The sequence below is a fragment of the Quadrisphaera granulorum genome (assembly GCF_003149145.1).
Lineage (GTDB): Bacteria > Actinomycetota > Actinomycetes > Actinomycetales > Quadrisphaeraceae > Quadrisphaera > Quadrisphaera granulorum.
Window position 1 is genome coordinate 85,246 of the sequence record NZ_QGDQ01000016.1, and the last position, 25,118, is coordinate 110,363.

At 73.3% G+C, this 25,118-nt stretch carries 22 protein-coding genes and 3 pseudogenes; 10 read left to right on the forward strand and 15 right to left on the reverse strand.

Annotation, left to right across the window (positions count from 1 at the left end):
- Window positions 1–55: 55 nt before the first annotated feature.
- Window positions 56–313 (forward strand): hypothetical protein, encoded by a 258-nt coding sequence (locus BXY45_RS13350; RefSeq protein WP_109774997.1) that lies wholly within the window; start codon window positions 56–58, stop codon window positions 311–313.
- Here the strand turns inward: BXY45_RS13350 and BXY45_RS13355 are convergent, their stop codons facing one another.
- Window positions 314–1,549: a M20 metallopeptidase family protein gene (locus BXY45_RS13355; protein ID WP_425468330.1), complete on the reverse strand. Its 1,236-nt coding sequence runs from the start codon at window positions 1,547–1,549 to the stop codon at window positions 314–316.
- A gap of 23 nt (window positions 1,550–1,572) precedes the next feature.
- The gene (locus BXY45_RS13360) at window positions 1,573–2,409 is read right to left on the reverse strand and encodes an undecaprenyl-diphosphate phosphatase (RefSeq protein WP_109774998.1); all 837 of its coding nucleotides are present in this window, start codon (window positions 2,407–2,409) and stop codon (window positions 1,573–1,575) included.
- A 204-nt stretch (window positions 2,410–2,613) separates the two neighbouring features.
- Between BXY45_RS13360 and BXY45_RS13365 the strand changes: the two genes are divergently transcribed.
- The 5 genes from BXY45_RS13365 to BXY45_RS24725 all read left to right on the forward strand — a co-directional run bounded on the left by BXY45_RS13365 (window position 2,614) and on the right by BXY45_RS24725 (window position 8,884).
- Window positions 2,614–5,799 carry a DEAD/DEAH box helicase gene (locus BXY45_RS13365; RefSeq protein WP_211319545.1) on the forward strand — a complete coding sequence of 1,062 codons (3,186 nt, stop codon included), beginning with the start codon at window positions 2,614–2,616 and terminating at the stop codon, window positions 5,797–5,799.
- A 10-nt stretch (window positions 5,800–5,809) separates the two neighbouring features.
- Entirely contained in the window at window positions 5,810–6,697 is an 888-nt protein-coding gene (locus BXY45_RS13370; protein WP_109774999.1) for an SWIM zinc finger family protein, read from the forward strand.
- A gap of 74 nt (window positions 6,698–6,771) precedes the next feature.
- On the forward strand, window positions 6,772–7,275 hold the full coding sequence (gene nrdR / locus BXY45_RS13375; RefSeq protein WP_109775000.1) for a transcriptional regulator NrdR: 504 nt from the start codon (window positions 6,772–6,774) through the stop codon (window positions 7,273–7,275).
- Window positions 7,276–7,283: 8 nt separating this feature from the next.
- Window positions 7,284–7,940, forward strand: a complete 657-nt coding sequence (locus BXY45_RS13380) for a lipoate--protein ligase family protein (RefSeq protein WP_109775001.1) — start codon at window positions 7,284–7,286, stop codon at window positions 7,938–7,940.
- Window positions 7,937–8,884 carry a serine hydrolase domain-containing protein gene (locus BXY45_RS24725; RefSeq protein ID WP_342799559.1) on the forward strand — a complete coding sequence of 316 codons (948 nt, stop codon included), beginning with the start codon at window positions 7,937–7,939 and terminating at the stop codon, window positions 8,882–8,884. The genes BXY45_RS13380 and BXY45_RS24725 overlap by 4 nt, the downstream gene beginning before the upstream one ends.
- Window positions 8,885–8,921: 37 nt before the next feature.
- Here the strand turns inward: BXY45_RS24725 and BXY45_RS13390 are convergent.
- A pseudogene (locus BXY45_RS13390) lies at window positions 8,922–9,740 on the reverse strand (GlxA family transcriptional regulator); the annotation flags it as partial.
- A gap of 42 nt (window positions 9,741–9,782) precedes the next feature.
- Here BXY45_RS13390 and BXY45_RS13395 point away from each other — a divergent pair.
- Window positions 9,783–10,521 (forward strand): annotated as a pseudogene (locus BXY45_RS13395) (MBL fold metallo-hydrolase).
- A 21-nt stretch (window positions 10,522–10,542) separates the two neighbouring features.
- Here the strand turns inward: BXY45_RS13395 and BXY45_RS13400 are convergent.
- From BXY45_RS13400 to BXY45_RS13410, 3 genes are all read right to left on the reverse strand, one after another.
- Complete coding sequence (locus tag BXY45_RS13400) at window positions 10,543–10,845, reverse strand: hypothetical protein (protein ID WP_109775003.1); 303 nt, start codon at window positions 10,843–10,845, stop codon at window positions 10,543–10,545.
- A 132-nt stretch (window positions 10,846–10,977) separates the two neighbouring features.
- Window positions 10,978–11,265 (reverse strand): protealysin inhibitor emfourin, encoded by a 288-nt coding sequence (locus tag BXY45_RS13405; RefSeq protein WP_109775004.1) that lies wholly within the window; start codon window positions 11,263–11,265, stop codon window positions 10,978–10,980.
- A gap of 36 nt (window positions 11,266–11,301) precedes the next feature.
- Window positions 11,302–12,369 carry a M4 family metallopeptidase gene (locus tag BXY45_RS13410; protein ID WP_211319547.1) on the reverse strand — a complete coding sequence of 356 codons (1,068 nt, stop codon included), beginning with the start codon at window positions 12,367–12,369 and terminating at the stop codon, window positions 11,302–11,304.
- 132 nt (window positions 12,370–12,501) lie between these two features.
- Here BXY45_RS13410 and BXY45_RS13415 point away from each other — a divergent pair, with 132 nt between their 5' ends.
- On the forward strand, window positions 12,502–13,695 hold the full coding sequence (locus BXY45_RS13415; RefSeq protein ID WP_109775005.1) for a TIGR02679 domain-containing protein: 1,194 nt from the start codon (window positions 12,502–12,504) through the stop codon (window positions 13,693–13,695).
- Here BXY45_RS13415 and BXY45_RS13420 read toward each other — a convergent pair.
- Both BXY45_RS13420 and BXY45_RS13425 read right to left on the reverse strand, forming a co-directional pair.
- Entirely contained in the window at window positions 13,632–15,239 is a 1,608-nt protein-coding gene (locus BXY45_RS13420) for a 5-oxoprolinase subunit B/C family protein (protein WP_109775006.1), read from the reverse strand. The two genes, BXY45_RS13415 and BXY45_RS13420, sit on opposite strands and share 64 nt — an antisense overlap.
- Window positions 15,240–15,249: 10 nt before the next feature.
- A complete protein-coding gene (locus BXY45_RS13425; protein ID WP_425468331.1) occupies window positions 15,250–16,062 on the reverse strand; it encodes a LamB/YcsF family protein in 813 nt (270 codons plus the stop codon).
- 56 nt (window positions 16,063–16,118) lie between these two features.
- On the opposite strand from BXY45_RS13425, the gene BXY45_RS13430 reads away from it, so the two are divergent.
- Complete coding sequence (locus BXY45_RS13430; protein ID WP_109775007.1) at window positions 16,119–17,675, forward strand: diguanylate cyclase; 1,557 nt, start codon at window positions 16,119–16,121, stop codon at window positions 17,673–17,675.
- Here BXY45_RS13430 and BXY45_RS13435 read toward each other — a convergent pair.
- From BXY45_RS13435 to BXY45_RS13460, 6 genes are all read right to left on the reverse strand, one after another.
- Window positions 17,653–18,741: an LLM class flavin-dependent oxidoreductase gene (locus tag BXY45_RS13435; RefSeq protein WP_109775008.1), complete on the reverse strand. Its 1,089-nt coding sequence runs from the start codon at window positions 18,739–18,741 to the stop codon at window positions 17,653–17,655. The two genes, BXY45_RS13430 and BXY45_RS13435, sit on opposite strands and share 23 nt — an antisense overlap.
- A gap of 64 nt (window positions 18,742–18,805) precedes the next feature.
- Window positions 18,806–19,771: a GNAT family N-acetyltransferase gene (locus BXY45_RS13440; protein ID WP_109775009.1), complete on the reverse strand. Its 966-nt coding sequence runs from the start codon at window positions 19,769–19,771 to the stop codon at window positions 18,806–18,808.
- A complete protein-coding gene (locus BXY45_RS13445; RefSeq protein ID WP_146211197.1) occupies window positions 19,768–20,778 on the reverse strand; it encodes a hypothetical protein in 1,011 nt (336 codons plus the stop codon). Before BXY45_RS13445 ends, BXY45_RS13440 begins: the two co-directional genes overlap by 4 nt.
- Before the next feature lie 49 nt (window positions 20,779–20,827).
- On the reverse strand, window positions 20,828–21,544 hold the full coding sequence (locus BXY45_RS13450) for an SDR family oxidoreductase (RefSeq protein WP_109775011.1): 717 nt from the start codon (window positions 21,542–21,544) through the stop codon (window positions 20,828–20,830).
- A 56-nt stretch (window positions 21,545–21,600) separates the two neighbouring features.
- Window positions 21,601–22,827 (reverse strand): oxidoreductase, encoded by a 1,227-nt coding sequence (locus BXY45_RS13455; RefSeq protein ID WP_109775012.1) that lies wholly within the window; start codon window positions 22,825–22,827, stop codon window positions 21,601–21,603.
- 69 nt (window positions 22,828–22,896) lie between these two features.
- Window positions 22,897–23,772: an SDR family oxidoreductase gene (locus BXY45_RS13460; protein ID WP_109775013.1), complete on the reverse strand. Its 876-nt coding sequence runs from the start codon at window positions 23,770–23,772 to the stop codon at window positions 22,897–22,899.
- A 78-nt stretch (window positions 23,773–23,850) separates the two neighbouring features.
- On the opposite strand from BXY45_RS13460, the gene BXY45_RS13465 reads away from it, so the two are divergent.
- Window positions 23,851–24,846 carry a TIGR03560 family F420-dependent LLM class oxidoreductase gene (locus BXY45_RS13465; protein WP_109775034.1) on the forward strand — a complete coding sequence of 332 codons (996 nt, stop codon included), beginning with the start codon at window positions 23,851–23,853 and terminating at the stop codon, window positions 24,844–24,846.
- A gap of 71 nt (window positions 24,847–24,917) precedes the next feature.
- Here the strand turns inward: BXY45_RS13465 and BXY45_RS23320 are convergent.
- Window positions 24,918–25,118: pseudogene (locus BXY45_RS23320) on the reverse strand (HNH endonuclease signature motif containing protein); the annotation flags it as partial.

Sequence of the window (25,118 nt, forward strand, 5' to 3'; positions counted from 1 at the left end):
CCTTCAGGTGCGGGGTGTGAAATGTCCAGAACGCTCTGTCGGTCCCGTGTGTCCCGTGTGTCCCGTCGTCTCGGAGGTCACTGTGCGCGCCGTCCGCTCCCTCACCAGCACTGCGTTCACGCTGTTCGTGCTCGCGGCGATCGTCGTCGTCCTGTTCGCCTACGCCCTGCCCCAGGTCAGCGTGCCCGGCGTCGACACCACCGGCCTGGAGGCGCGGTCGCAGGAGCTCGTGCACCAGGTGGTCTCCGTGGTCACCGGGGCCGTCAGCGGCGCGTGGAACGGCGCCCTCGAGGGCGCGCGCTCAGCCGGCTGATCAGCGAACGAGGTGGTGCAGCGCCATCGCGGCCAGCGCGGCGGCCTGGTCGCCCAGCACGGCGTCGTCGAAGAGCACCAGCGGTGAGTGGTTCCACGGCGTCGTCGCCGGGTCGACCCCGTCCGGGCTCGCCCCGAGGAAGAGGAACGCGCCCGGTACCCGGTCGAGCACGAAGCTGAAGTCCTCCGAACCCATGAGCGGCACGGGCATGACGGTGCCGCGGTCTTCGCCGAGCAGGGACCGCACGACGTCCAGGGCGGTGGTCACGGCGCCGGCGTCGTTGACGGTGACGGGGTACTGGATCTCGAAGGAGACCTCGGCGGTACAGCCGTGAGCGGCGGCGATGCCGTGGGCCAGCCGTGCGGCCTCTTCCCGGAGCCGCTGCACGGAGGTGTCCGAGAGGGTGCGGACGGTGGCGCCGAGCGAGGCGGCCGGCGGGATGACGTTGAGGGCCTCACCCGCGGACAGCTGCGTCACGGACAGCACCACCGGGTCGAACACGTCGAAGCGGCGCGTGACCATGGTCTGCAGCGCCGTGACGACCTCGGCGAGGGCGGGCACGGGGTCGAGCGCGGCGTAGGGACGCGACCCGTGACCCCCGGCGCCGGTGACCGTGATGTGCAGCTGGTTGGACCCCGCCATGAGCGGGCCGGGCCGGCTGCTGAAGACGCCCCGCTCGCCGGGAGCCACGTGCACGCCGTACGCCGCGACCGGGTGGCTGCCGGAGGCGGCGAGCACTCCCTCGTCAATCATGATCTTCGCGCCGCCGAAGCCCTCCTCACCCGGCTGGAACATGAAGACGACGTCGCCCGCGAGCTCCTCGCGCCGTGCCGCCAGCAGCCGTGCCGCACCCACGAGGCCGGCGACGTGCAGGTCGTGACCGCAGGCGTGCATCGCGCCGTTGGTCGAGGCGTAGGGCAGGTCGTTCGTCTCGACGACGGGCAGTGCGTCCATGTCGCCTCGCAGCAGCACGGTCGGACGGTCACCAGATGCCGGGGCCGAGCCCCGGAGCACCGCGACCACGCCCGTCGTCGCGCTGTCCCGGGGGCCGGTGCTGACCTCCAGGCCCAGTCCCGCCAGCGCCTCGAGCACCGTCGCCTGGGTGCGCGGCAGCTGCAGGCCCACCTCGGGTGCCGCGTGCAGGGTGCGGCGCAGGGAGACGAGGTCAGGCAGGAGGAGCCGGGAGTCGGTCAGCAGGTCGGTCGAGAGGTCGCTCGAGCGGGTCACCCTCCCCACGGTGCCACAGCACCGCGACGGGCTCAGGTGGCGGAGACGACCCCGGTGCCCACGAGTGCCAGCACCACCGCACCCGCGATAATGCGGTAGACGATGAACACCGAGTAGCTGTGGCGGGCGATGAACTTCAGCAGCCAGTCGACGGTGAAGTACGCCACCACGAAACTCACGGCCGTGGCGAGCAGCGTGTTGCCCCACCCGATGCCGCTGGAGATCTGCGGTGCGGCGCTGATGCCCTGGTAGAGGCTCGCCGCGGTCAGCGCGGGGATCGAGAGGAAGAACGACAGCCGGGTCACGGTGACGCGGTTCAGGCCGAGCACGAGGCCGATCGACATCGTGGCGCCGGACCGTGACACCCCCGGCACCAGCGCGAGGCACTGCACGATGCCGATGGAGAGGGTGTCGCGCCAGGTCACCGAGCTCTCGGGGCGGTGCTGCTTGGCGGTGCGGTCGGCATAGAGCATGACGAAGCTCCAGCCGATGAGCGCGATGCCCACCACCCACAGGCTGCGCAGGGTGGTCTCGATGAAGTCCGAGAAGAGGAAGCCGATGATGCCAATGGGGATGGACCCGACGATCACGCCGATCGCCATCCGCCAGTCGGCGTTCTTCCGGGCCTGGGGGTAGCGCAGCCCGTCGAGGAACGCCGCGATGAGCCTGACGATGTCGCGGCGCAGATAGAGCAGCGTCGCCAGTACCGCCCCCGACTGGATGATCACGGTGAAGGCCGTGATGTCGGGGTCGTCGATGGTGTACCCGAGCAGCTTCTCGAGGATCGTCAGGTGCCCCGTGCTCGAGACCGGCAGGAACTCCGTGATCCCTTCGACGGCTCCCAGTAGGACGGCGTGCCACCACTCCACGTCAGACGGTCCCTCTCACGACGGCGACGCCGGCGGCTCGGCGGCTCCGTCGACGCCTGCCGGCACGGTGGCCCACCGTAGGGGAGAGACCTGACGCTGGGATGACGGTCCGATCCAGTGCGCCGCTTCGGCTCAGCTCACCCGCCGCCGGCAAGGACCGGGCTGTCACCGCCGGAGTCACCGCCAGTCATTAGCATCCACCGGGTGCTCGCGGTCCACGGCGTCTGGGCGCGGCGCGGCGCCCTGTGCCTGTGGGCCGAGCCCCCCACCAAGCTCCCGCTGACGGGCCCCGACACCGACGCCGTGCGCGAGGCCCTCGCTCCCGTCCTGCCGCGCCTGGCGCACGCCCTCGTGGCGCGGGCGCGCGGCACCGTCGAGCTCCAGCTGCCCCAGCCCCAGTCGGTCGGGCGCCAGTCGGCAGGGGACCTGCAGGTGGAGCGTCTGCCCGCCGTCGTCCTCGCCCCGGACCGGGCCGTCCCGGTGCTGCTGGAGCTGGCCGACCACGAGGCCGGCCCACCGCGCGGCGCCGGTCTGCCGTGGCCGCTCGAGGTCGGTGAGGACTTGCGCTGGCTCGCCGGTGTCGCGGCGGCCGCGGCGACCAGGGCCCGCGCCGGGCTCCTCGTGCCCGGGCTGGAGCAGGCCGAGGGGGAGTGGTGGGGCCGTTGGTACCCCCTCGCGGACCGGGCGTGGCGGCGCTGGTGCACGACAGCGGCCGCCGTCGCGCCTCCCGCAGCTCGTGCCGAGGATGTCGGGCGAGCCGGCCGCCCCGCCGAGGAGCTGGTCGGCGCCGTCGTCGCCGATGTCACGGCGCTCGTCGGGTCTCAGCTCGCCGCCGCTCAGCGTGCTACCGCGGTGCCCCAGCCGGTGGACGTCCCGGTGGACGGGCCCGACGCCGCGGGAGCGTGGCTCACGGCGCTGCGCACCCGGGAGCCGGTCGGCCCCGAGGCGCCCGCCCGCGCGCTCGTGGAGCTGGCGGCCCGGGCGGAGAGCTGGCGCGCCAGCGCCTCCACGCAGCCCGCGGAGCTGCTCCTGCGCGTCGCCGAGCCCTCCGAGGAGGACGGCCCGTGGCTTTTGCAGGTGCGGTTGCGCTCCCTGGACGACCCGAGCACCGTCGCCACCCCCGGCGAGGTACGCCGCGGCGTCGGCGGCGAGTGGGGGCAGGACTGGGACGGCGACCTCGACCCGTGGGCCTTCGCCCTGGCCGAGCTGGGCCGCGCCGCCGCCGTCCATCCCCCGCTGCTCGAGCTGGGTGCCTCCCCGGACGCCGATGCCGAGCTGTCCGCCCAGCAGGTGGTCGACCTCGTCACCGACGGGGTGCCCGCGCTCGTGGGGGCGGGCTTCGCCGTCGCCCTGCCGGGCCGGTGGTTGCGCCCGCAGCTGGGCCTGTCGGTGCGCGCCCGTCGCCCCGGGGAAGGGCCGGCGCCGCAGGGCACCTCGGACGTCCCGTCCGCTGTGGGGGCGCCTGGTTCGCTGGCCAAGGCCGACCTCGTCGCCGTCGACTGGACGGTGGTGCTCGGCGACGTCGAGCTCGACGAGAAGGAGCTGGCGGCGCTCGCCGAGCAGCGCGCGCCGCTGGTGCAGCTGCGCGGGCAGTGGGTCCAGGTCGACGCCGACGCCATCGCCAAGTCCCTGCGCTTCCTGCGTCGCTCGGTGCACCAGGCGGCGGCCGATGCCCCGCTGACCCCGCTCACGCAGCTGCTGGGGCAGCTCGCGTCGGGCACCCTGCCCGCCCCGCTGGTCTCCCTCGAGGGCGAGGGGCCGCTGCGCAGTCTCTTCGCCGCGGAGCACCGCACCCTCGAACCGCTGCCCCCGCCGACGGGGCTGCGGGCGCAGCTGCGGCCCTACCAGGAGCGCGGGGTGGCGTGGATGGCGTTCCTCGACGCGCACGGCCTCGGCGGGGTCCTCGCCGACGACATGGGGCTGGGCAAGACGGTGCAGTTGCTGGCGCTGCTGCTGTCCGAGCGCGAGCGAGACGCTGCCGTGGGTGAGGGGCACCCGGCGCCCACGCTGCTGGTCTGTCCGATGTCGGTGGTCGGCAACTGGGAGCGCGAGGCGGTCCGCTTCGCGCCCGACCTGCGCGTGCACACCCACCACGGACCCGACCGCCTGCGCGGCGAGGAGCTGCGGTCGCTGATGAGCGGCCAGCGGGGAGGTGGTGCCCCCGACCTCGTGCTCACCACGTACCCGCTCGTCGCTCGCGACACCGACGACCTCGCCGCCGTCGCCTGGCGCCGCGTCGCCCTCGACGAGGCGCAGCACGTGAAGAACCTCGGCACGCGTGCCGCTCGCGCCGTCCGCCAGGTGGCGGCGGCGCCGCACCCGCCGCGCGGTACCCAGAAGATCGCCCTCACCGGCACTCCGGTGGAGAACCGGCTGGCGGAGCTGCACGCCGTCGTCGACTTCACCAACCCCGGTGTGCTCGGCAGCGCCCCCCGCTTCCGGGAGCGGTTCAGCGTGCCCATCGAGCGCCACGGCGACGAGAACGCCACCCAGCTGCTCACCACGCTGACCCGGCCGCTGGTGCTGCGGCGCACCAAGACCGACCCCGGGGTCGCCCCCGATCTGCCGGCCAAGCTCGAGCTGGTGGTCCGCGCCAACCTCACCACCGAGCAGGCGGCGCTCTACAAAGCCGTGGTCGACGAGATGCTCGCCAAGATCAAGGAGGCCGAGAAGAACAAGAACAAGGAGCAGCGCCGCGGCCTCGTGCTGGCCACGCTCACCCGCCTCAAGCAGGTCTGCAACCACCCGGCGCAGCTGCTCGCCGACGGCTCCCCGTTCCTGCGGCGCGGGCAGCACCGCTCCGGCAAGCTCGCGCTCGTCGACGACATCCTCGACAGCGTCGTCGCCGACGGCGAGAAGGCGCTCCTGTTCACCCAGTACCGCGAGCTGGGCGCGCTGCTCGTGCCGCACCTGGAGCAGCGGTACGGCGTCGAGGTGCCCTACCTGCACGGAGGCGTGTCCAAGAAGGCGCGTGACGCCATGGTCCAGCGCTTCTCCGGCCGGCCCGAGGATCAGGACGACGACGACGGCAGCGCGAGCCCGCTCATGGTGCTGTCACTGCGCGCCGGGGGCACCGGCCTCAACCTCGTGGCGGCCAACCACGTGGTGCACGTCGACAGGTGGTGGAACCCCGCCGTCGAGGCGCAGGCCACCGACAGGGCATTCCGGATCGGGCAGACCAAGCAGGTGCAGGTGCGCAAGCTCGTGTGTGTGGGGACGGTGGAGGAGCGTGTGGACGAGCTCATGACCCGCAAAGCCGACCTCGCCTCGACGGTGGTCCGCTCCACCGAGGTCGACGGCACCGGGACCGGCGAGGGCTGGCTGACGCACCTGTCGACAGCGGAACTGCACGACCTGGTGCGCCTGGGCGCCGAGGCCGTCGGCGAGTGAGGGGCGACTGATGCCGGGCAGGACGGGGCTGACCTCGTGGGACTCTTCATGGCCGCCAGGAACGCGCATCCCCGCGAATGGCCTGCGGCCCCGCTCCAAGCGCGGCGCCTTCGCCACGACGTGGTGGGGCCGGCGGTTCACCGCCGCCGTCGAGGAAGCCGCGGGTGCGGGCAGGTTGTCGCGGGGCCGCACGTACGCCAGGGCCGGGCAGGTGGTGCACCTCGACGTCGGCACGCCCGGCACCCGCACCGCCGGGCGCGTCCTCGCCACGGTGCAGGGCAGCCGCGCGACGCCCTACGACGTTGTCCTCACCCTTGCTACCTGGGACGCAGAGACACGCGCTGAGCTGGCCGATGCCCTGGCCGCCGACCCGTCCGCGCTGACCGCGGTGCTGGGCGGCACGCTGCCGGAGAGCTTCGAGCAGCTGTGTCTTGACGCTGGGCTGGTGCTGCTGCCGCGGTCGCTGTCAGACCTGCGCACCAGCTGCACCTGCCCCGACCTCGTCGAGCCGTGCAAGCACGCCGCCGCCGTCGTCTACCTCCTGGCCGAGCGCCTCGACGACGACCCGTTCACCGTGCTGCGCCTGCGCGGGGTCGACAGGGACGCGCTGCTCTCGCTCGTTGCGGAGCGGCGGGCCGCCCGGGAGAACGACGGCGACGGCGGCGCTGCTGCGCCGACGCGGCGAGCGCGCATCGGTGGCCCCCTGCCCGCTGACGACTCCTTCTGGCGAGGCCGCCCGCTGCCACCGCCCCCCGACCCTGCACCGCCAGCCGGTACGAGTGCTCTGGACGCTCTCGACGCATCGCTGCTCGGGCCGGCCGGTGACGCCATCGTCGCCCGGCTGCGCCCGCTGCTGGTGGCGATGACGGACCGGGGGAGTCAGAACTGCAGTACGTGATCTTTACGCTGGGCTCACGCGCCGGACCCCTCCCAACCTTGCAGGCAGTGTGACGACCCCCCTAGCGTGGGACGGTGCACTGCCCGTTCTGCCAGTTCGCGGACTCGCGCGTCGTCGACTCCCGGACCTCGGACGACGGCCAGTCCATCCGTCGGCGCCGCCAGTGCCCGCGGTGCGGGCGCCGCTTCTCGACGTCGGAGACCGCGAGCCTCACCGTGCTGAAGCGCTCCGGGGTCGCGGAGCCGTTCAGTCGCGACAAGGTCATCGCCGGGGTCCGCAAGGCGTGCCAGGGCCGTCCCGTGACGGGCGACCAGCTCGCCCGCCTCGCCCAGCAGGTGGAGGAGACGGTGAGGACGGCGGGCCGCGCCGAGGTCGACGCGCACGACGTCGGCGTCGCCGTCCTCGCCCCGCTGCGCGAGCTCGACGAGGTCGCCTACCTGCGCTACGCCTCCGTCTACCAGGCCTTCGAGTCGCTGGAAGACTTCGAGGCCGCCATCGCTGTGCTGCGTGCTGATCAAGGGAGCGCTGGACATGGGAGCGCTGACCGGCGCGAGTCCGCCGAGGTGCAGGCTCCCTGACTGACCTCGTGCTCACCCCGCTGTCAGCTGAGGACGACGACGCCCGCCGCCTCGCGCTCCTCGCGGAGGTCGGAGCGGGCCGGCATCCGCAGGTCGTGCGGCTGGTGCGGCCGTCGCCGACGGCGGCGTTCAGTCGCCGCGACGCCCTGCTCCCTGGCTTCGCCGCCGCGCAGGAGGCGGCGCGTGCGCACGGGTTCACTCCCATCGTGAGGCCGGTCGGCGGGCGGATGGCGCCGTACCACCAGGGCACGCTGGTGCTCGACGTCATCGGTCGCAGTGACGACCCGCGCCGCGGTATGACGGAGCGATTCGAGCTGGTCGCCGACGCGATCGCCGATGTTCTGACGGGCCTCGGGCTCGACGCGCGGATGGGGGAGCTTCCTCGCGAGTACTGCCCGGGCCAGCACTCCGTGCACGTCACGGCGGCGGGGGTGGGCGCGACGAAGGTCGCCGGGACCGCGCAGCGCCAGACCCGCACCGCCTACCTCGTCTCGGCGCTGCTCGTCGTGGAGAACTCGGCGCCGCTGCGTGCCGTCACCACCGACGTCTACGCGGCGCTCGGGCTCGACCTCGACCCGTCCACCGTCGGTGCCGTCGCCGACCATGCGCCGGGTGTGACCGTGGACGAGGTGGCCGCAGCGCTCGCTGGCAGGCTGGAGCCGTGAGCGCCAGCATCACCGACCCCTCCCACGCCCTGTCCCGGACCATTGCGCAGCACGTGGCGCAGTGGCCCGACCCGGCCGCGTCCGTCGTCGTCGTCGGGCTCCTCAACGGTGGCGCCTGTCCTGTGGCATCAGCGGGCGACCTCGACGCCGACCGCCGCTGGGCGTCGGTCACCAAGCTGTTGACAGCGTTGACGGTGCTGGTGCTGGTGCACGACGGCGAAGCCGACCTCGACGAGGAGCTCCCCGAGAGCATCGCTCCGCCCGGTGCGACGCTGTCGCACCTGCTGGACCACACCTCCGGGCTCGACTTCGAGGCGGGAGCTCCCGGCACGTGGCGGATCAGGGCGGCGCCCGGGCAGCGGCGGATCTACAGCAACACCGGCATCGAGGTGGCCGCAGCGCATGTCGAGCAGCTCACCGAGGCCCCGTTCGCGGTGCTGCTGCGCGAGCTCGTGGCTCGGCCGCTCGGCATGACCCGCACGCGGCTCGACGGGTCGGCGGCGCACGGGCTCGTGGCGCCCACGGCAGACCTGGCACTGCTCGCGGGCGAGCTGCTCGCTCCGAGGGTGCTGCCTGTCGCCGTCGTCGACGCCCTGCGGACCCCCAGCCGCCCCGGGCTCGTCGGCGTCCTGCCGGGGTTCGGCAAGCAGGCGCACAACGACTGGGGGCTCGGGGCTGAGGTCCGCGCCGACAGGTCCCCGCACTGGACCAGCCCCCGCAACGACCCGGCGACGTTCGGGCACTTCGGCCAGAGCGGCACGTCGCTGTGGGTGGACAGGGCTCACTCGCTCGCGTTGGTCACGGCGTCAGCCGAGCCGTTCGGGGAGTGGGCGACGACGGCGTGGCCCGCCCTGTCGAGTGCTGTGCTGTCGAGTGCTGTGCTGTTGAGCGCTCTGTCGGGGGAACGGTCTGAGCGAACGACTCCCGGTACCGCTGCGGACTGACTCCGAGCACGCGCCGGACGTGCGGGCGCAGGGCGACGGCGCTGCTGAACCCCGTCCGGTGGGCGACCTCCTCGACGGACAGGTCGGAGCTCTCGAGCAGCTGCTGAGCGCGGAGCACCCGCTGGTGGAGCAGCCACTGCAGGGGTGACTCCCCGACGGCGGCCCGGAAGTCGCGGTCGAAGGTGCGCCGGCTGGTGCCGTACCAGCGGGCAAGATCGTCGACGACGACACCCTCGGCCAGTGCTGCCAGCGCTCGCTCCTGCACCGCGGCGATCGGCGCGACGTCGGCTCGCACGGGCTCCGGATCGACGAACTGGCGCTGCGTGCCGGCCCGGCGGGGCGCCACGACCATCCGGCGGGCGATGGCGTTGGCGCTGGCCGCCCCCCACTCGCGGCGCACGTGGTGCAGGCAGGCGTCGAGGGCGGCGGCGGTGCCCGCCGAGGTGATGACGGAGCCCTCATCGACGAACAGCGACGTCTCGTCGGCGCGGGTGCCGGGGAACCTGCGGGAGAAGTCCGCCATCCAGTGCCAGTGGGTGGTGGCACGGCGTCCGTCGAGGAGGCCCGCGTGGCCGAGGGCGTACGCGCCCATGCAGAGGCCCATCACGGTGGCGCCCTCCTCGACAGCACGGTGGAGCGCCTCGACCAGCTCCACCGGCGGGACGGCGGCCGGGTCGGGCCAGGTGGGAACGATCACCACCCCGGCGGTGTCGACGACGGCGAGGGGGCTGAAGCCTGACACGACGAGGCCCGCCGTCGTCCTGATCTGCTGCTGGTCGGCGGTGGTCGTCACGGCGACGCGCAGCGGCGGGGCACCGCTGGCGGTCCGGTCGACCCCGTAGACGCTCAGGGGCACCGACGCCTCGAAGAGGTGGGCGGAATCCGGGACGACGACGCAGTGACACGGATCGGTGGGCCGACCCTTGTCATCGAGGGCGGGGGCGTGCGCTTCGTCGTCGACCCGACTTTCGATCCGCCGGGCGAGTGCCCGGTGGGATCGCGAGTGCTCACCAAGACGTCGGGTCCCGCGCGGGAGCCGCGGGAGGTCGGCGACGTCGACGTCGTCCTCCTCTCGCACGACCAGCACCCCCGACAACCTCGACCGCAGCGGGCGAGCGTTCGCGCTGGCGGCGCCACTCGTGCTCACCACCCCGATAGCTGCTGACCGTCTCGGAGGGCCGGCCCGCGGGCTGGCGCCCTGGACATCAGTGGAGGTCAGCGGCGTCACCGTCACGGCGGTGCCGGCTCAGCACGGACCCGACGGCACGGAGGCGCTCACCGGTCCCGTCACGGGGTTCGTCCTCAGTGGCTCGACGCTGCCGACGACGTACATCTCCGGCGACAACGCCTCGCTCGCCCACGTCGAGCGTGTGGCGGAGCGGTTCCCCGACATCGCGGTGGCGGTGCTCTTCGCGGGGGCGGCACGGACCCCGCTGGTGGACGGGTGCCTCACGCTGACCAGCGCGGAGACAGCGCAGGCGGCGCAGATCCTCGGGTGTCCGCGCGTGCTCGTCGTGCACACGGACGGGTGGGCGCACTTCACCGAGGGAGCACGCGACGTGGCATCGGCCTTTGAGGCCGCCGCGCTCTCGGGATTGCTCGTCGACGCTACGCCGGGGCGGCGGACTCGGCTCTGAGCTGCCGCGCCGCTGCGAAGATCAAGCAGCGCGCCCCGGCTGCGGCCGGACTGCTTCGTCTGCGGGAGCTTCATCTGCAGGGGCTGCAGACGGGCGGACCAGTCTCAGCGGCACCTGAACGTCAACCGGCTGCGCCGCCTGTGCTGATCGTGACGCCGCGATGGCGTCTCCGAACTGCGCGTTCCGGGCGCCGACGAGCGGCATCGCCGTCTGGCGACCGGCCCGCGCCGACGTCACCGACAGCGCCATCACCACCAGGAGCAGCGCCCCTGTTGCCACGAACACACCCAGCCCGACAGCTCCCAGCACCACCACGGTGACCACGTCCTTCGTCTCGGTGGTCCCAGCGTGCGCCTCACGGTTCGAACAGCACACCCCTTGCGGGCGGACGAAACGGGCAGACCGGTTAACCCGCAGGCTGACCGGTCACGCCCGCGTGTCACCGGTGGGGCAGGGTCAGCGCAACAGCCCGTCGAGCAGTTGCCGCGCTCCGGCGGGCATCGACCCTTCGCGTAGCTGGATGCGCTGGGGCGTCCCGTCGGTGGCGTCGTCCTCGACGGTTACCTCGTAGCAGAAGCCGTCGCGGCGGGAGCTGGCACCGCCCGCCGTGGTGTCAGCGCTGGCGCTGGTGCTGACGAGGTTGCGGAGCTGCTGGGCGGTGCCGTCGTCGAGCTGGGAGGTGTCGGCCTCGCCGCGACGCACGATGCCGGCGAACCCGCCGCTGCGCTCCACCACCACCCGCACGTCGCCATCATCCCGCAGCGCGGACGGCGCGTCGGCTCAGAGCACCCCGACCTGCGACCAGGCGTCGCCGACGGCCTCGTGAACTGGCGACCCAGACCGGTGGCCGAGCGCCTCAGCAGCTCGCAGCGTCGTCTGGGCGAACGTCGCGAAGGAGGACGTCTTCGGCAGTGACGGGTCGCGCAGGGCGTCGTACCAGACCTTCCCCGCGACCTCCCACGCCTTCCCGCCGATAGCCGTGGCGGCCAGGTGGAAAGCCTTGTTCGGGATCCCGGAGTTGGTGTGCACGCCGCCGTCGTCGGAGGTGGTGACGACGTAGTCGTCCATGTGCGCCGGTTGGCTGTCGCGGCCGAGCTCGGGGGTGTCGTACGCGGTACCGGGCGCGGCCATCGACCGCAGTGCCATGTCGGGGTGGTCCAGCAGCAGCCCCTTGCCGATGAGCCAGTCAGCCTCGTCAGCGGTCTGACCGAGCGCCCACTGCTTGACCAGCGACCCGAAGACGTCGGACACGGACTCGTTGAGCGCTCCCGACTGCTTGCTGTAGACGAGCTGCGCCTCGTCATCGGTGACACCGTGGGTCAGCTCGTGCCCGATGACGTCGATGGCGATGGTGAACCGCGCGAACACCTCGCCGTCGCCGTCGCCGAAGACCATCTGCGAGCCGTCCCAGAAGGCGTTGTCGTAGTCCTTCGCGTAGTGGACGAACCCGCGCAGCGGCAGCCCCTCGTCGTCGATGGAGTCACGCCCGAACGCCTGCCGGAACAGGTCGAACGTGGCGCCGAGCCCGTCGTAGGCCTCGTCAGCGGCGGCGTCACCCGTGGCAGGAGCCCCCTCGGACCGGACGACGACGGCGGCGCTCAGGTCTTCGCTGCTGCCGCAGTCGAAGATCGTCCGTGACGGCTGGGCGCCCGCGCGGGCGTGCGCGACGACGGTGCGCGGCTTGCTCGGGCGCAACAGCGCGCTCTGCGCCCGCGAAGACCGCAGCGACGCGTCGAGGGAGAGGGTGCGCAGCGCGCCTCGGCGCTGCGAGTCGGTGCCGCGCAGCACGAGGTGCTCCAACAGCACGGGCGGCATGACGCAGGTGGGGAGGAGACCGGTGACTGCCATGCCGACGATGGTGGACCCCACCACTGACAGCCGCACTCACACCCAGCCGCACGGAGGAGGGCGCCGGAACTGGTGCCCTCGGGTCCCCGTAAGTCGGCCTCGCCGCGACCCCCGGCGCGGGACCATGGGACGGTGACCCCCCGCCCCAGCCTCGAGGACGTCGCCGAGCTGCTCGGCAGTCCCGGCCTCGCCTGGGCCGTGCAGCGCGTGCGGGGGCAGCTGGAGAGCGGCGCCGATCCGGTCGCCGTGCTGCAGCTGCTCAGCGCCACCCACGCCCAGCGGGCAGCGGCGCGCGAGCTGCTGGGCCCGGCCGCGGTGGTGCGCGGGACGCAGCTGTCGGTGAGGGTCGACGACGTCGAAGAACTCCTCCGCGAGGTCGCCGGCTGGCCCAGCGACCTCGCGTCAGCCGTCCGAGCGCTCGACGGTGGGCCGCTCCCGGAGCCGGCACCCGAGCCCGAGCCCGAGCCCACGGTTGTCGTGCTGCCCGAGCCCGTGGTGCTCCCGGAGACGGTCGTGCTCGTGGAGACTGCGCCTGCCGTCGTCGCGGGGCCCGTCCTCCGCGAACGTGTGCTAGCTCCGGAGCCGGAGCCTGAGGCAGAACTCGAGCCAGAGCCAGAGCCAGAGCCCGAACCTCGCCCGGAGCTCGACGCCGCGGGCGCGCAGGAGGCCGGGCTCGCGCTGGCCGACGTCGTCGTCGTCCTTGATCTTCCGGTCGCTCCCCACGGGCCGACCGGAACCCTCCTGACAGCGATGGGCGCGGCGGGGCTGCCCGCCGTCGTGACCCTGCAGCAGCTGCGGGAGGCTCCGCCGAGCTGGCTGCCCGCCCCTCCCGGCGGCACCGCTCTCGTGTGCGCCACAACTGCTGCGATGGCTGCCATCGCCGTCGCAGCACCGCGCCGCCGCCTGCGCGGACCGGCATCGTCGACGGCGCAGCACGTGCCCGTCGTGTGCCTCGACGCTTCCGCCACCGAGGCGGGTGCCGACCCCGACTGGCCCGGTGACGCCGTCACCGTGGTGCTGAACGGCTTGCGCGGCGCCGGGTGGCGGCTGCTCCTCAACCCCGGAGACGGGCCGGAGTCCGACGTGCTCACGGAGCTGCTCGTCGACGAGTTCGACGCCGAGGCGTGGCACAGCCCCGCCCCGGACGGCGCGCTGCTGGAGCTGCTCGTCGCTGACGCGCGCGGGTTCCAGCGGGCTGCCACTGTTTCGCCGAAACCTGTGCCACCTGAACCTGTGCGGGTCGACCTGCCCGACGTCCCGACTCAGTCGCGCCTGCCGCTCGCCGGGACCGCCCTGAAGCGCACGAGCGCCCCCGGAATCAGCTGACCCGCCAGGTCGAGGTGGTGCGCCGCGACGCACGCCACCACGGGGTAACCGCCCGTGACGGGGTGGTCGGGTCCGAACAGCACCGGCTGTCCGCTGGGCGGCACCTGCACCGCACCGCGGACGGTGGGCTCGCTGGGGAGCTCCCGCCCGGGTTCGGTGCGCTCCAGCGGCCGAGCCCCTTCGAGTCGCGCCCCGACGCGGTTGCTCTGCGCGCTGACCTGCCACTCCTGGCGGCACAGCAGCTCGCGCGACGCGGGCGTGAACCAGTCGTCTCGGGGGCCGAGCACCACGTCGAGCTCGGTCACCGCGCCCACCCGGGGCAGCGACGCGGAACTCGTCTCCTCGGGGAGGAGCGCCACCGACGATTCCAGCCATGGCGGACCGTCGACGGCGAGCACGTCTCCCCGGCGCAGTGGCCCCGGCCCGAGGCCCGACAAGACGTCCGTGGCGGCACTGCCCAGCGGTCTGGCAGGCACGGGAGCCGCGATCCCTCCGCGCACCGCGACGTAGGCGGCGGCACCGGCGCGCGGAGCGGTCAGGGTGAGCACGTCGCCGTCGTCCAGGGGGATCGGGGTGCCCAGGGCCATCGGGTGGCCGTTGATGAGGACGACGACGGCGGCGCCGGTCACGGCCACGACCGACCGGCCCAGGCCACGGACCTCCAGCGGACCGGCCACCTCGAGCGCCGGGGCTCCCGCGGCTCCGCCGACGGCGCGGTTGGCGGCCCGCAGGGCGCGCCTGTCGAGCGCACCGCTCGGGCTGACGCCGACGTCGGCGTGACCCGGGCGGCCGAGGTCGGTCACGAGGGTCAACGGGCCGGGGTCGAGCACCTCGAGGCCGCCGAGGCGCAGCTCCTCACCCGTGCGTGACGCTGCGTCACGGGGGCTCGCGCGGGTGGCTGACTGTCCATGATCACGGAGGGTTGTGGGGGTGAAGCGGACGCGGACGCCGGGGCGCAGGAGGGCGGGCGGGTCTCTGTCGCCGTCCCACATCGCCAGGTCGGTCCGTCCGATGAGCTGCCACCCACCGGGGGAGGCCCGCGGGTAGACGCCGCTGAACTCCCCGGCGAGGCCCACCGCACCCGCCGGCACGCGTGTGCGGGGCACCTCGCGTCGGGGGACGCGCAGAGTCGGATCACCGCCGACGAGGTAGGCGAACCCTGGCGCGAATCCCGTGAATGCCACCGACCACGGCGTCGCCGCGTGTCGGCGCACCACCTCTGCCGATGTCAGGCCGGTGAGTCGGGTGACGTCGGCGAGGTCGTCGCCGTCGTAGACGACCGGCACCTCGACGGTCTCGCTGCCGAGTGCGTCGTGCTCAGGGGAGAGCTCACGGGACGCCTCTGGAGACGGATCCCACGGAATCCCGGATAGGTCTGGCACCCGCCCGGTCTCCCACCGAAGCAGCAGCGTGCGCGCCGCAGGCACCACCTCCACGACACCCGGCAGCGGACGCTCCCGCAGCGCGACCCGCAGGGCGAGTACCTGGGTGAGGTCGTCGAGTTCGAGCAGGACGGCCGACGAGCCGACCGGCAGTACTCTCACAGCCCAGCCCTCACAGCACAGCCGAGCGGACCGCGACACCGGCGGCCTCGAGCGCCGCCCGCACGGCCCGGGCCACGGCAACGGCGCCGGGGGAGTCTCCGTGCACGCACACCGACTCGGCGTGCACGGGCACGTCGTCGCCGTCGACGGAGCGCACGACACCCTCGGTGACGAGCCGTACCACCCGCTCGGCCACCTCGGCGGGGTCGGTCACCAGCGCACCCGGGAGGCGACGGTTGACCAGCGCCCCGGTGGCCGTGTACCCGCGATCGGCGAAGGCCTCGGCCACGGTCCGCAGCCCCTCGGCCTGGGCAAGCTCCTCCAGCGGTGAGCCGGCGAGGACGACGAGTGGCAGCCGCGGGTCGAACCGCCGCACAGCCTCGACCACCGCCTCGCCGTGCGCGCCACCGGCCGCCGCGGTGTTGTAGAGCGCCCCGTGCGGCTTGACGAAGGAGACCCGCGTCCCGGCCGCCTGCGCCAGACCTGACAGCGCCCCCAGCTGGTAGAGGACGTCGGCGACGAGCTCGCTGCGGCTCGCGTCGACGTAGCGGCGTCCGAAGCCCACCAGGTCGCGATAGGAGGGGTGCGCCCCGACCGCCACGCCCCGCCGGGCGGCGGCGGCGCACACCGCCAGCACCGACTCCGGATCACCGGCGTGGAACCCGCACGCGACGTTGGCGCTGGTCACCACCTCGAGCAGTGCGTCGTCGTCGGTGAGGGACCACCGGCCGAAGCCTTCGCCGAGGTCGGCGTTGAGGTCCACGGCCAGACCAGGAGCTGGACGATCAGGTGGGCTCGCTGCGGGCAAAGGGGTGGACTGCACCACCCGGTGATCCTGCCAGCCTCAAGCGCTGTGTGTCCCCCACCGATGTCCCACGCGTGACCTGGATCTGGGTGTTGGCGCTCGGCGCTGCCGGATCGCTGGCGTATGCCCTGCTCACAGGGCCCGTCGAGGCTCCGCTCGCCGCGGCGGTCGTGTACCTGGCCCTCGGGGCGCTCGGCCTCGTGGGCACCGCGGTCGGCGCGGCCCGCCTGCCCCTGCGCGCCGCCGCCCCGTGGTGGTGCGTCACCGCGATGCAGCTGGCGTGGTGCGCCGTCGACATCCGCTACCTCGTGCTCACCACCCAGGGCGCCTACACGGGTGCGCCCGCGGCGCTCGACATGCCCTACCTCATCGGGTACCCGCCGCTGCTCGTCGCGGTGCTGCTCCTGCTGCGGCGCGCCCGCAGCGCCCGGCCCCCAGGGGCGCTCACGGACGCCGCCGTGCTCGGCGTGGGACTCGCCCTGCTCGGCTGGGCCGCCCTCGTCGGTCCCGTCCTGCACGCCTACCCCGACAACGCGCAAGCCCGGCTCGGAGCGACGCTGTTCCTCGCGTGCGACGTCGTGCTCACCGTGCTCGTCGTCGTCCTGCTCGCCTCCTCACCCCGGGCGCCCGCCAGCACCTGGCTGGCGCTCGCGGCGGCCCTCTCCGGAATGCTCGGAGACTGCGCCTACCTCGTCGGCGACCTTGTGCCGAACGGCGTGCTCGTCGTCCTGGCCGTCGGCTGGACGGCCAGTAGCACGCTGTGGGCGGCTGCCGCGCTGCACCCCAGCGCTGGACGCTCGCCCGTCGACCCCGAGGGGGAGAACCCGGGCGGCACGGGCACCAGTACCGCCGGCTTCGCCCCGCGCCGCATCGCCGCGATGATCGGCGGGGTGGCGCTGGCACCGGTCTCGCTCGGCATCGACCTCGTGGTGAACCGGGGCTCGTCGTCGCTGCCCGCCGTGCTCGCGTCCAGCGCCATGTCGCTGCTGGTGGTGGGTCGGCTCGCGGTGGCCTTGCGAACCACCGCCGCATCCCTGGCCGAGCGCGAGGAGATGCGGCGAGCCCTGGAGCACCAGGCCAGTCACGACGGGCTCACGGACCTGCCCAACCGGTCGACCGCCGTTGCCCGGATCGAGACGGCGCTGGACGGCGCCCGCCGCGACGGCAGCTGCGTCGGGCTCCTGTTCATCGACCTCGACGGGTTCAAGGCCGTCAACGACAGTCGTGGCCACCGCGCCGGTGACCAGGTGCTGCGGACTGTCGCGGACCGGCTCGCCCAGTGCCTGCGCCCCGGTGACACCGTCGGGCGGCTCGGCGGCGACGAGTTCGTCGTCGTCCTGTCCCGCCTCGCCCACGGTGACCCCGGCGACGACGGTGCGCTGCGGACCCTCCTCATGATCGGCGAGCGGATCGTCGCGGTGGTCGCCGAGCCGATCGTCCTCGACGACGGTGACGTCGTCAGCGTGGGCGCCAGCGTGGGAGCCGCACTCGGGGGGTCCCTCCACCAGCCGGACACCGCCGACGCGCTGCTGCACGAAGCCGACACCGCGGCCTACCGCGCCAAGGCGGCGGGCCGGGGGCGGGTCGAGCTGTCGGGTGGGTTCCCGATCAAGCCGCCAGGGCTGCGCTGACCGCAGCGCCCACGAGCTCCACCGACCGCACGCGCGCCGCGGCGGACGGGGCGCCGTGGGCGGTGATGAGCTCGTCGGCGCCGACACGCGCGGCGAACGCGTCGAGCTGGGCGACGACGTCGTGCGGCGTCCCCACCGCGGCGAGCCGGGTCATCCTGTCGACGTGCACTCCCGCACCGGCGTCCAGCAGGGCGTCCGCGGCGGCGTCGAACGTCGCGTCGTCGGCAGTGTTCAGGTCGGCTCCCCCCAGACCTCCAGGCAGCACCCCGGGCCTCACGGTGCGACCGAACAAGGCGACGGCGCGCTGCCGGCGGGCGGCCAGCAGGTGTGCCTGCGCGGTGGCGTCGTCCTCCGCGGCGAAGACGTTGATCGCGGCGATGGCGTGCGGCGCTACCAGGGCGCCCGGGCGGTCGCTCGGGGTGAACTCGCGGCGGTAGAGGTCCATCGCCTGCTCGAGCGCGTCGGGGGCGAAGTGCGATGCGAAGGCGTACGGCAGCCCGAGCGCCGCCGCCAGGCGGGCCCCGAACAGCGACGAGCCGAGGATGTACAGCGGCACGGGCAGGCCGTCGTCGTCGAGGGCGAGGGGGACGGCGCGCACGCCGTCGGGGCGGGGCGTTCCGGCGAGCAGGTCCTGCAGCTCCACGACGTCATCGGGGAAGGTGTCGGCCGCGGACGGGTCACGGCGCAGTGCCGCGCTCGTGGCGCCGTCCGAGCCGGGCGCGCGGCCCAGACCCAGGTCGATGCGGCCCGGGTACGCGGCGGCCAGCGTGCCGAACTGCTCGGCGATGGTCAGCGGCGCGTGGTTCGGGAGCATCACCCCGCCTGCCCCCAGGCGGATGGTCGAGGTGTGCGCCGCGACGTGCGCGACGAGCACCGCCGGGGCGGAGCTCGCGATGCTCGGCATGCTGTGGTGCTCGGCGTACCAGACCCGCCGGTAGCCGTGCCGCTCCGCAGCCCGCGCCAGCTCCACGCTCGCCGCCAACGTCTCGCGGGCGCCTCGCCCGTGAGCAGCGTGACGGTTGATGGGGGCGAGGTCGAGGACGGACAGCGGGACGTGCGCGCTCATGCCCAGGGCAACTGCCCGCACGCCCCGCCTGTTCCTCGGCCCCCTCGCCGTGGCGTCCGACGAGCTATCCGACGAGGTATCGGTACTCGTGGTGCACCCGGAAGCCGACCTTCTCGTACAGCGCCCGTGCGGGGTCATTGACGACGGCGACCTGCAGGAACGCCCGGGCCGCTCCGCGCTGCGCACCCCACGCGAGCAGTGCGCGGGTGACCGCGACGGCCAGGCCCCGGCGCCGGTGCGCGGGAGCCGTCTCGACGGCGGACAGCCCCAGCCACGTGCCCTCAGCACCGAGGGGGGTGCCTCGCGACAGCGACCCCCGCGCGACGGCGAGCACCTCGCCGTCGTCGTCTCGGATGCTCGCGAAGACCTGCTCGTCGGCGGACAGCAGCACCCGCCGCCCGACCTCGCCGACCGGGCCCCGTCCCCGGTAGGTGGCGAGCCAGACGTCATCGGGTTCGTCGTCGAGGCGGAGCCCCACCGGAGATGCCTGGGCCGGGAGCGGCGGATCCAGGCGAGCGGTCATGACGAGGCTGGGGGTGCGGACCTGCCAGCCCCGCAGCTCCAGCTCCTGCGTGAGAGGGCCCGTCGGTGCCGCGATCATCGCGTCCAGGTGTCGCGCGGCGTAGAACGCCCGCACGCGGGCGAGCGCGGTGTCGAGGTCGCAGCCCGGGTCGCCGATGGCCAGCGCCGAGTTCGCGCGGCCCGTGAACCCTCCGGCAGCGCGCAACCGCCACGCCCCGAGGTCCTCGCGTTCCACCGGTCGCCAGTGCTCAGCCGCCACCAGCTCCAGCTCCTCGATGCTGGTCTGGCTGGTCTGGCGACGTGCGGGCGCCGGCGGCACGGCCTTTGCCGCGAGCACGTCGGCGCGTGGCACCACCACCTCACCACGACGCGTCACCACGACGAGGCGCTCCTCGTCCGCGGCGACCAGCTCACCCAGAGCGTCCGACGCCGACCCGTCGGGGAGCCGGTGCCGCACCACCACCCGGCGTCCGACCACGAGCTCGTCGAGCCGCAGTGCGTGCTTCACGCCCGCGGGTCGACGCCGACGTCGTCGAGATCGTCCAGGCCGTCGAGGTCGTCGTCGTGGAGGGCGTTGACGAGGTCGTCGGCGATGTCGAGGAGCACACCGCGCAGGTCGGGGTCGACACGAACGGTGACGACGGGGTCATCGTCGGGGTCACCCGGGTCCAGGGTGAGGAAGCCGGTGAACGCGAGCAGCCGGACGTCGTGCAGCACCTCCTCGGTGGCGATCGACTCACCGATGACCTCATCGAGCGACGTGGTGCCGGTCAGCGCGAGGCGTGCAATCAGGTCGATGATCACCTCGCCGCGCTCGACGTCCTTGAGGGCATCGGCCAGCTCGTCGCGTGCACCGGGCGTGAGCGCGCTCGGGTCGAGGGCGCTGAGGTCACCGGTCTGCTCGACGCTGCCCGCGGCACCCCCGAGCCAGGCCAGGGAGTCTTCCTGGATCGCGGAGTCGTCGCCCTCCACCACCGCCATGAGGTGCTGCGCGAGCACCGCGCGGGCTGCGAGCAGCTGCGCCTCGCCACCGGCGCGCCACTCCGCGGCCAGCTCGTCGGCCTCGGTCCGGTCCTGCAGGAGTAGCGCGGCGCGGCTCCAGCGGTTGAGGACGGCGACTTCCTCCTCGTCCGGCGGGCGCAGTCCCTCCGGACGGACGACGACGGGGTCGCCGTCGTCGTCGGCACCGGACAGCAGCACCTCACCCAGGTGCGCCACCAGGGGATTGGCCAGCAGCGCGGCGGCCACCCGCTCCGGCGGGATCGACTCGACCTCCGCGAGCAGGGCCAGACGGGACTCGCGCTCGGCCGCGGTTTCTGGGTCGTCCTCGTAGCCGTCACGGGCCAGGTCGAGCGGGTCACCCGGACCGAGGAACTGCTGCGCGGCAGGGTCGGAGACCCACCCATCGTTGAGCAGGGAGTCGTCCACGACAGGGCCGGAGCCCCGACCCAGCGGCCTCCGCCGCGGCTTCTGCGCGTTCGCCTTCTTGGGCCGGTGCACCTTCTTCTTCGCCACGCGCAGACCGTACTCACCGGCTGGCGCAACCCTCACCGGCTGGCGCACCTCAGGGGGTGGCGCTGGGCGAGACCACCAGCTCGTCGATGCGGACCCGCGCCGGGGTCGTCACCACGAAGGTCACGACGCGGGCGACGTCGTCGGGGGTGAGCATCACCGCGAGGGCGGCGTCGTCAGGGGCATCGGGCCGGGCGTCGACGAAGCCGGTGGCGATGTCGCCGGGGCACAGGTGCGTGGCGCGCACGCCGGTGCCGGCCAGGTCGTCGTTGAGGCTTGCCACCAGCGCGCCTGCACCGGTCTTGCTCATGCGGTACGCGGCACCGGCGCCCGGGGAGTCGCGGACGGCGGCACGGGAGGAGATGACGACGACGAGACCGTCCCCGCGGTCGCGCATGCCCGGCAGCACCGCCGCCGCGCAGTGCGCCAACCCGGTGAGGTTGGCGGCGACGATGGCATCGAGCGCCGGGAGGTCAAGGTCGTCCCAGTGCCGACGCCGCGTGTTGAGGCCCGCAGCCGCCACGAACACGTCGATCCCGCCGGCGAGCTCCAGGACCTCCCCGGCCGCGGCGACGGCGTCGGGGTCGCCGACGTCGAGGGGCAGGGCACTGGCCGCGCCGCCGGTCGCGCGGACCGCGGCGGCCACCGCCTCGAGGCGCTCACCGCGGCGTCCCGAGACGATCACCTCCAGGCCGGCGGCTGCCAGGGCCAGAGCGCACGCGGCGCCTACCCCTGAGCCACCACCGGTGATCCACGCACGTGCCGCCACGGCCGGACCCTATGCGGAGGGGCCGGCCGTGGCGCTACGTGAGGTGTCAGTTCGCTTCAGTGAGCGGCTGTCGCCGTCGACTGGTGGCGCGCCTGCTGGGGGACGCCCGCTGCTGTGGACTGCGCCGAAGACTCTGCCGAGGCGTCGAGGTCGATCGTGGACGGCTCGGGCCAGCCGATGCTCGGGGCGTGGCCGCGGAAGTTCTTGAGCCACCAGCCGTAGTCCTCGGGAACCAGGTCGAACGGCGACTCGTGGCCCAGCTCACGCGCTGCCCACACCGGCCAGTGCGGGTTGGCCAGCGCCGGCCGTCCGAGGAAGACGAGGTCGAGGCCCTCGCTCACGGCGCGCTCGGCGTTGGCCGGCACACCGAGGTTCCAGCTCACACCCACCGGGATGCCCACCTCGCGCTTGACGCGCAGCGCCCGCGATAGGAAGCCCATGGGCTGCCCGAGCGGGGTGCCGTCCATCTCGGGGGTGTTGAAGCCGGCGGAGACGTCGGCCATGTCCAGGCCGTGCTCCTTCATGAGGGAGATCGCCGCGACGGCCTCGTCCATCGTGGCACCGGCGGGGTGCAGGTCGTCGGCGCCCAGGCGCATCGTCAGCGGGATGCGCTCGGGGATGACGGAGCGCACCGCGTCGAGGGCTTCGGTGTGGAACCGCACCCGGTTCTCCAGGCTGCCGCCGTAGGAGTCGGTGCGCTGGTTGGCGATGGGCGAGAAGAAGCTCGCGCCGAGGTAGCCGTGGGCGTAGTGCATCTCGATCCACTCGTACCCGGCCTCCACGGCGCGGACGGCGGCCGCCGCGTACGCCTCGTGGATGCCCTTGATCTCCTCGACCGTCAGCTCGTCGACGGGGTGCGGGTGGTCGGCGCCGTGGGGCACCGCCGACGGCGCCTTGCACGTCCAGCCCTCGGGGTGGTCGGCGGAGATCTGGTGCCCGCCCTCCCACGGTGCCACGGCGCTGCCCTTGCGGCCGGTGTGCCCGAGCTGGATGGCGCTCACCCCGCCCATGGCCTTGACCAGGTCGGTGGTGCGCTTCCACCCGGCGATCTGGCTGTCGTCGTAGAGGCCACCGCAGTGGACGGTGGTGCGCCCGTCGGGGGTGATAGCGATCTGCTCGGGGAACAGCAGCCCGAAGCCGCCGGCGGCGCGGGCTCCCATGTGCATGACGTGGAAGTCGTTCGCGTGCCCGTCCACGGAGCGGTACATCGTCATGGGCGACATGACGATGCGGTTGCGGAGGGTCACGCCCTTGAGCGTGAAGGGCGAGAAGAGGAGGGCCATGTCGTTCAGTTCACGCTGCGGGAGTTCCCGCTGTGTGACGGATCAGTGCCGTTCGGTGAAGATCCGCTCTCATCGCGCGCGACCGGTCGAGAGGACCTGTTCCAGGGTCCGCGCTGGATGCCCAGTCAGCTCCTCCACCGCGGTGCTCACGGTGCTCAGCTCACCGGCCGCGATCGCCGTGTACGTCGACACCCACGCCTCCACCTGCCAGTCCGGCGCGCCGTAGTGGGCCCGTGACGCGAACGCTTCCTCGAGCGTCTCCGGCTGGTAGCGCGCGGGGCGACCCGTGGCGCGCGTGACGGTCTCCGCGACCTCCTGGAGCGTGAGGGCCTCCGGCCCGGTGAGGTCGTAGGTGCGGCCGGCATGCCCCTGGGGCGAGAGCAGGACGACGACGGCGGCGTCCGCGACGTCGTCCTGAGCCACTGCCGCGACGCGGCCATCGCCAGCCGGACCGCGCAGCACGCCGTCGTCGCCGACCATCCCGGGCAGGAAGTCCGCGTAGAGGCTGTCGCGCAGCGCCGTCCACGCCATCCCCGTGCGCTGCTCGGCGTCACGCAGGTACTGCTCGGTGACGTGATGGTCGCGGGCGAGGGTGAAGACGGCGTCCGGCGCGGCGCCCAGGAACGAGGTGTAGACGAGGTGCCGGACGCCGGCGTCGGCGGCCGCGTCGATGAAGGTGCGGTGCTGCTCCACCCTGTCGAGGCTCTCCGACCCCGACACCATGAAGAGCACGTCGACGCCGGTGAGCGCTCGGCGGGCGGCCTCGCCGTCGTCGTACGACGCCACCATCACATGCGCCGGCCCCGCGGGGGAGGTCAGGGACGGCGCGCGGGAGGCGTCGCGGACGATGAGCCGCAGCGGTCGGCCGCGGGCGCTGAGGAGGCGGGCCACCCTGCCGCCGATCCGACCCGTCGAACCCGTTACCGCGATCTGCCTGTCCGTCATGTGCCCAGCATGCGCGGTGGCGCCGGAAAGGCTGTCGCCTACCGTGACCGTGTGAGTGATGACGCTGTGAGCACTTCACTGCGGTTCGGACTGTTCGTCCCCCAGGGATGGCGGCTCGACCTCGTCGGCCTGGAGCCGACCGACCACTGGCGGGCGATGCGTTCCGTCGCCCAGCTCGCCGACCGCCAGGGCAGCCCGTGGGAATCGGTGTGGGTGTACGACCACTTCCACCCGGTCCCTCTCCCCACCGACGACGCCGTCCACGAGGCCTGGACGCTCATAGCCGCCCTCGCCGCCGCCACCGACCGTGTGCGCCTCGGCCAGATGTGTACGTGCATGGGCTACCGCAACCCCGCCTATCTCGCGAAGGTCGCCGCCACCGTCGACGTCATCTCCGGCGGTCGCGTCGAGATGGGCATCGGCGCCGGCTGGTACGAGCACGAGTGGCGCGCCTACGGCTACGGCTTCCCGCGTGCCGGTGAGCGCCTCGCGCAGCTCGCCGAAGGAGTGGAGATCTTCACGCAGCTGTGGACGACGGGCACCTCGACGTTCTCTGGCAAGCAGTACGTGACGGACGGCGCGCTGTGCAACCCGCTGCCCCTGCAGGAGGGCGGCATCCCGCTGTGGATTGCTGGTGGCGGTGAGAAGAAGACGCTGCGCATCGCCGCCCAGCACGCGCAGTACACGAACTTCTCCGGAGACCTCGAGGGCTTCCAGCACAAGTCGTCGGTGCTGCGCGGACACTGCGAAGACCTCGGGACGTCGTACGACGCGATCACCCGCTCCGCCAACTACAACGTCATCGTGGCCGAGACCGAGGCGGAGGTCACTGACAGGAAGGCGTGGATCCTCGACAGGCTCACGCAGCGGGTCGGAGCCGAGGTCGCCCAGGCTGAAGTGGCGCGGAGCTACGGCGCCTCGCTCGCCGTCGGGACGCCCGAGCAGATCGTCGAGAACCTCCGCCCGGTGGTGGCCGCCGGGATGACTTACCCGCTCCTCTACTTCCCCGAGGTCGCCACTGATACCGCAGGGGTGGAGCTCTTCGAGAAGCAGGTCATTCCGGCACTGACGTGATCCCGACGCTGACGGGCTGGTGACGCCGGCGGGCCTCCTGATGTGGCGGCATGACGGCGCTCCCTGGGTGATCACTCACCGTCGACAAGGCCCGCCAGGTCGGGTAGGAGCGGTGTTGCTCGGCGGTGGTAGACGAGCCCGGTCGGTGAGGTCCACACGAAGCTGCCCGGGCTCGGTTGTTCCAGGGTCCAGTCTCCGTGGGTCTTGGCTTGGTGCCAGGGCACACAGATGCTGCCGAGGTTGCCGGCTTCGGTGAGCCCTCCGCGTAGCCG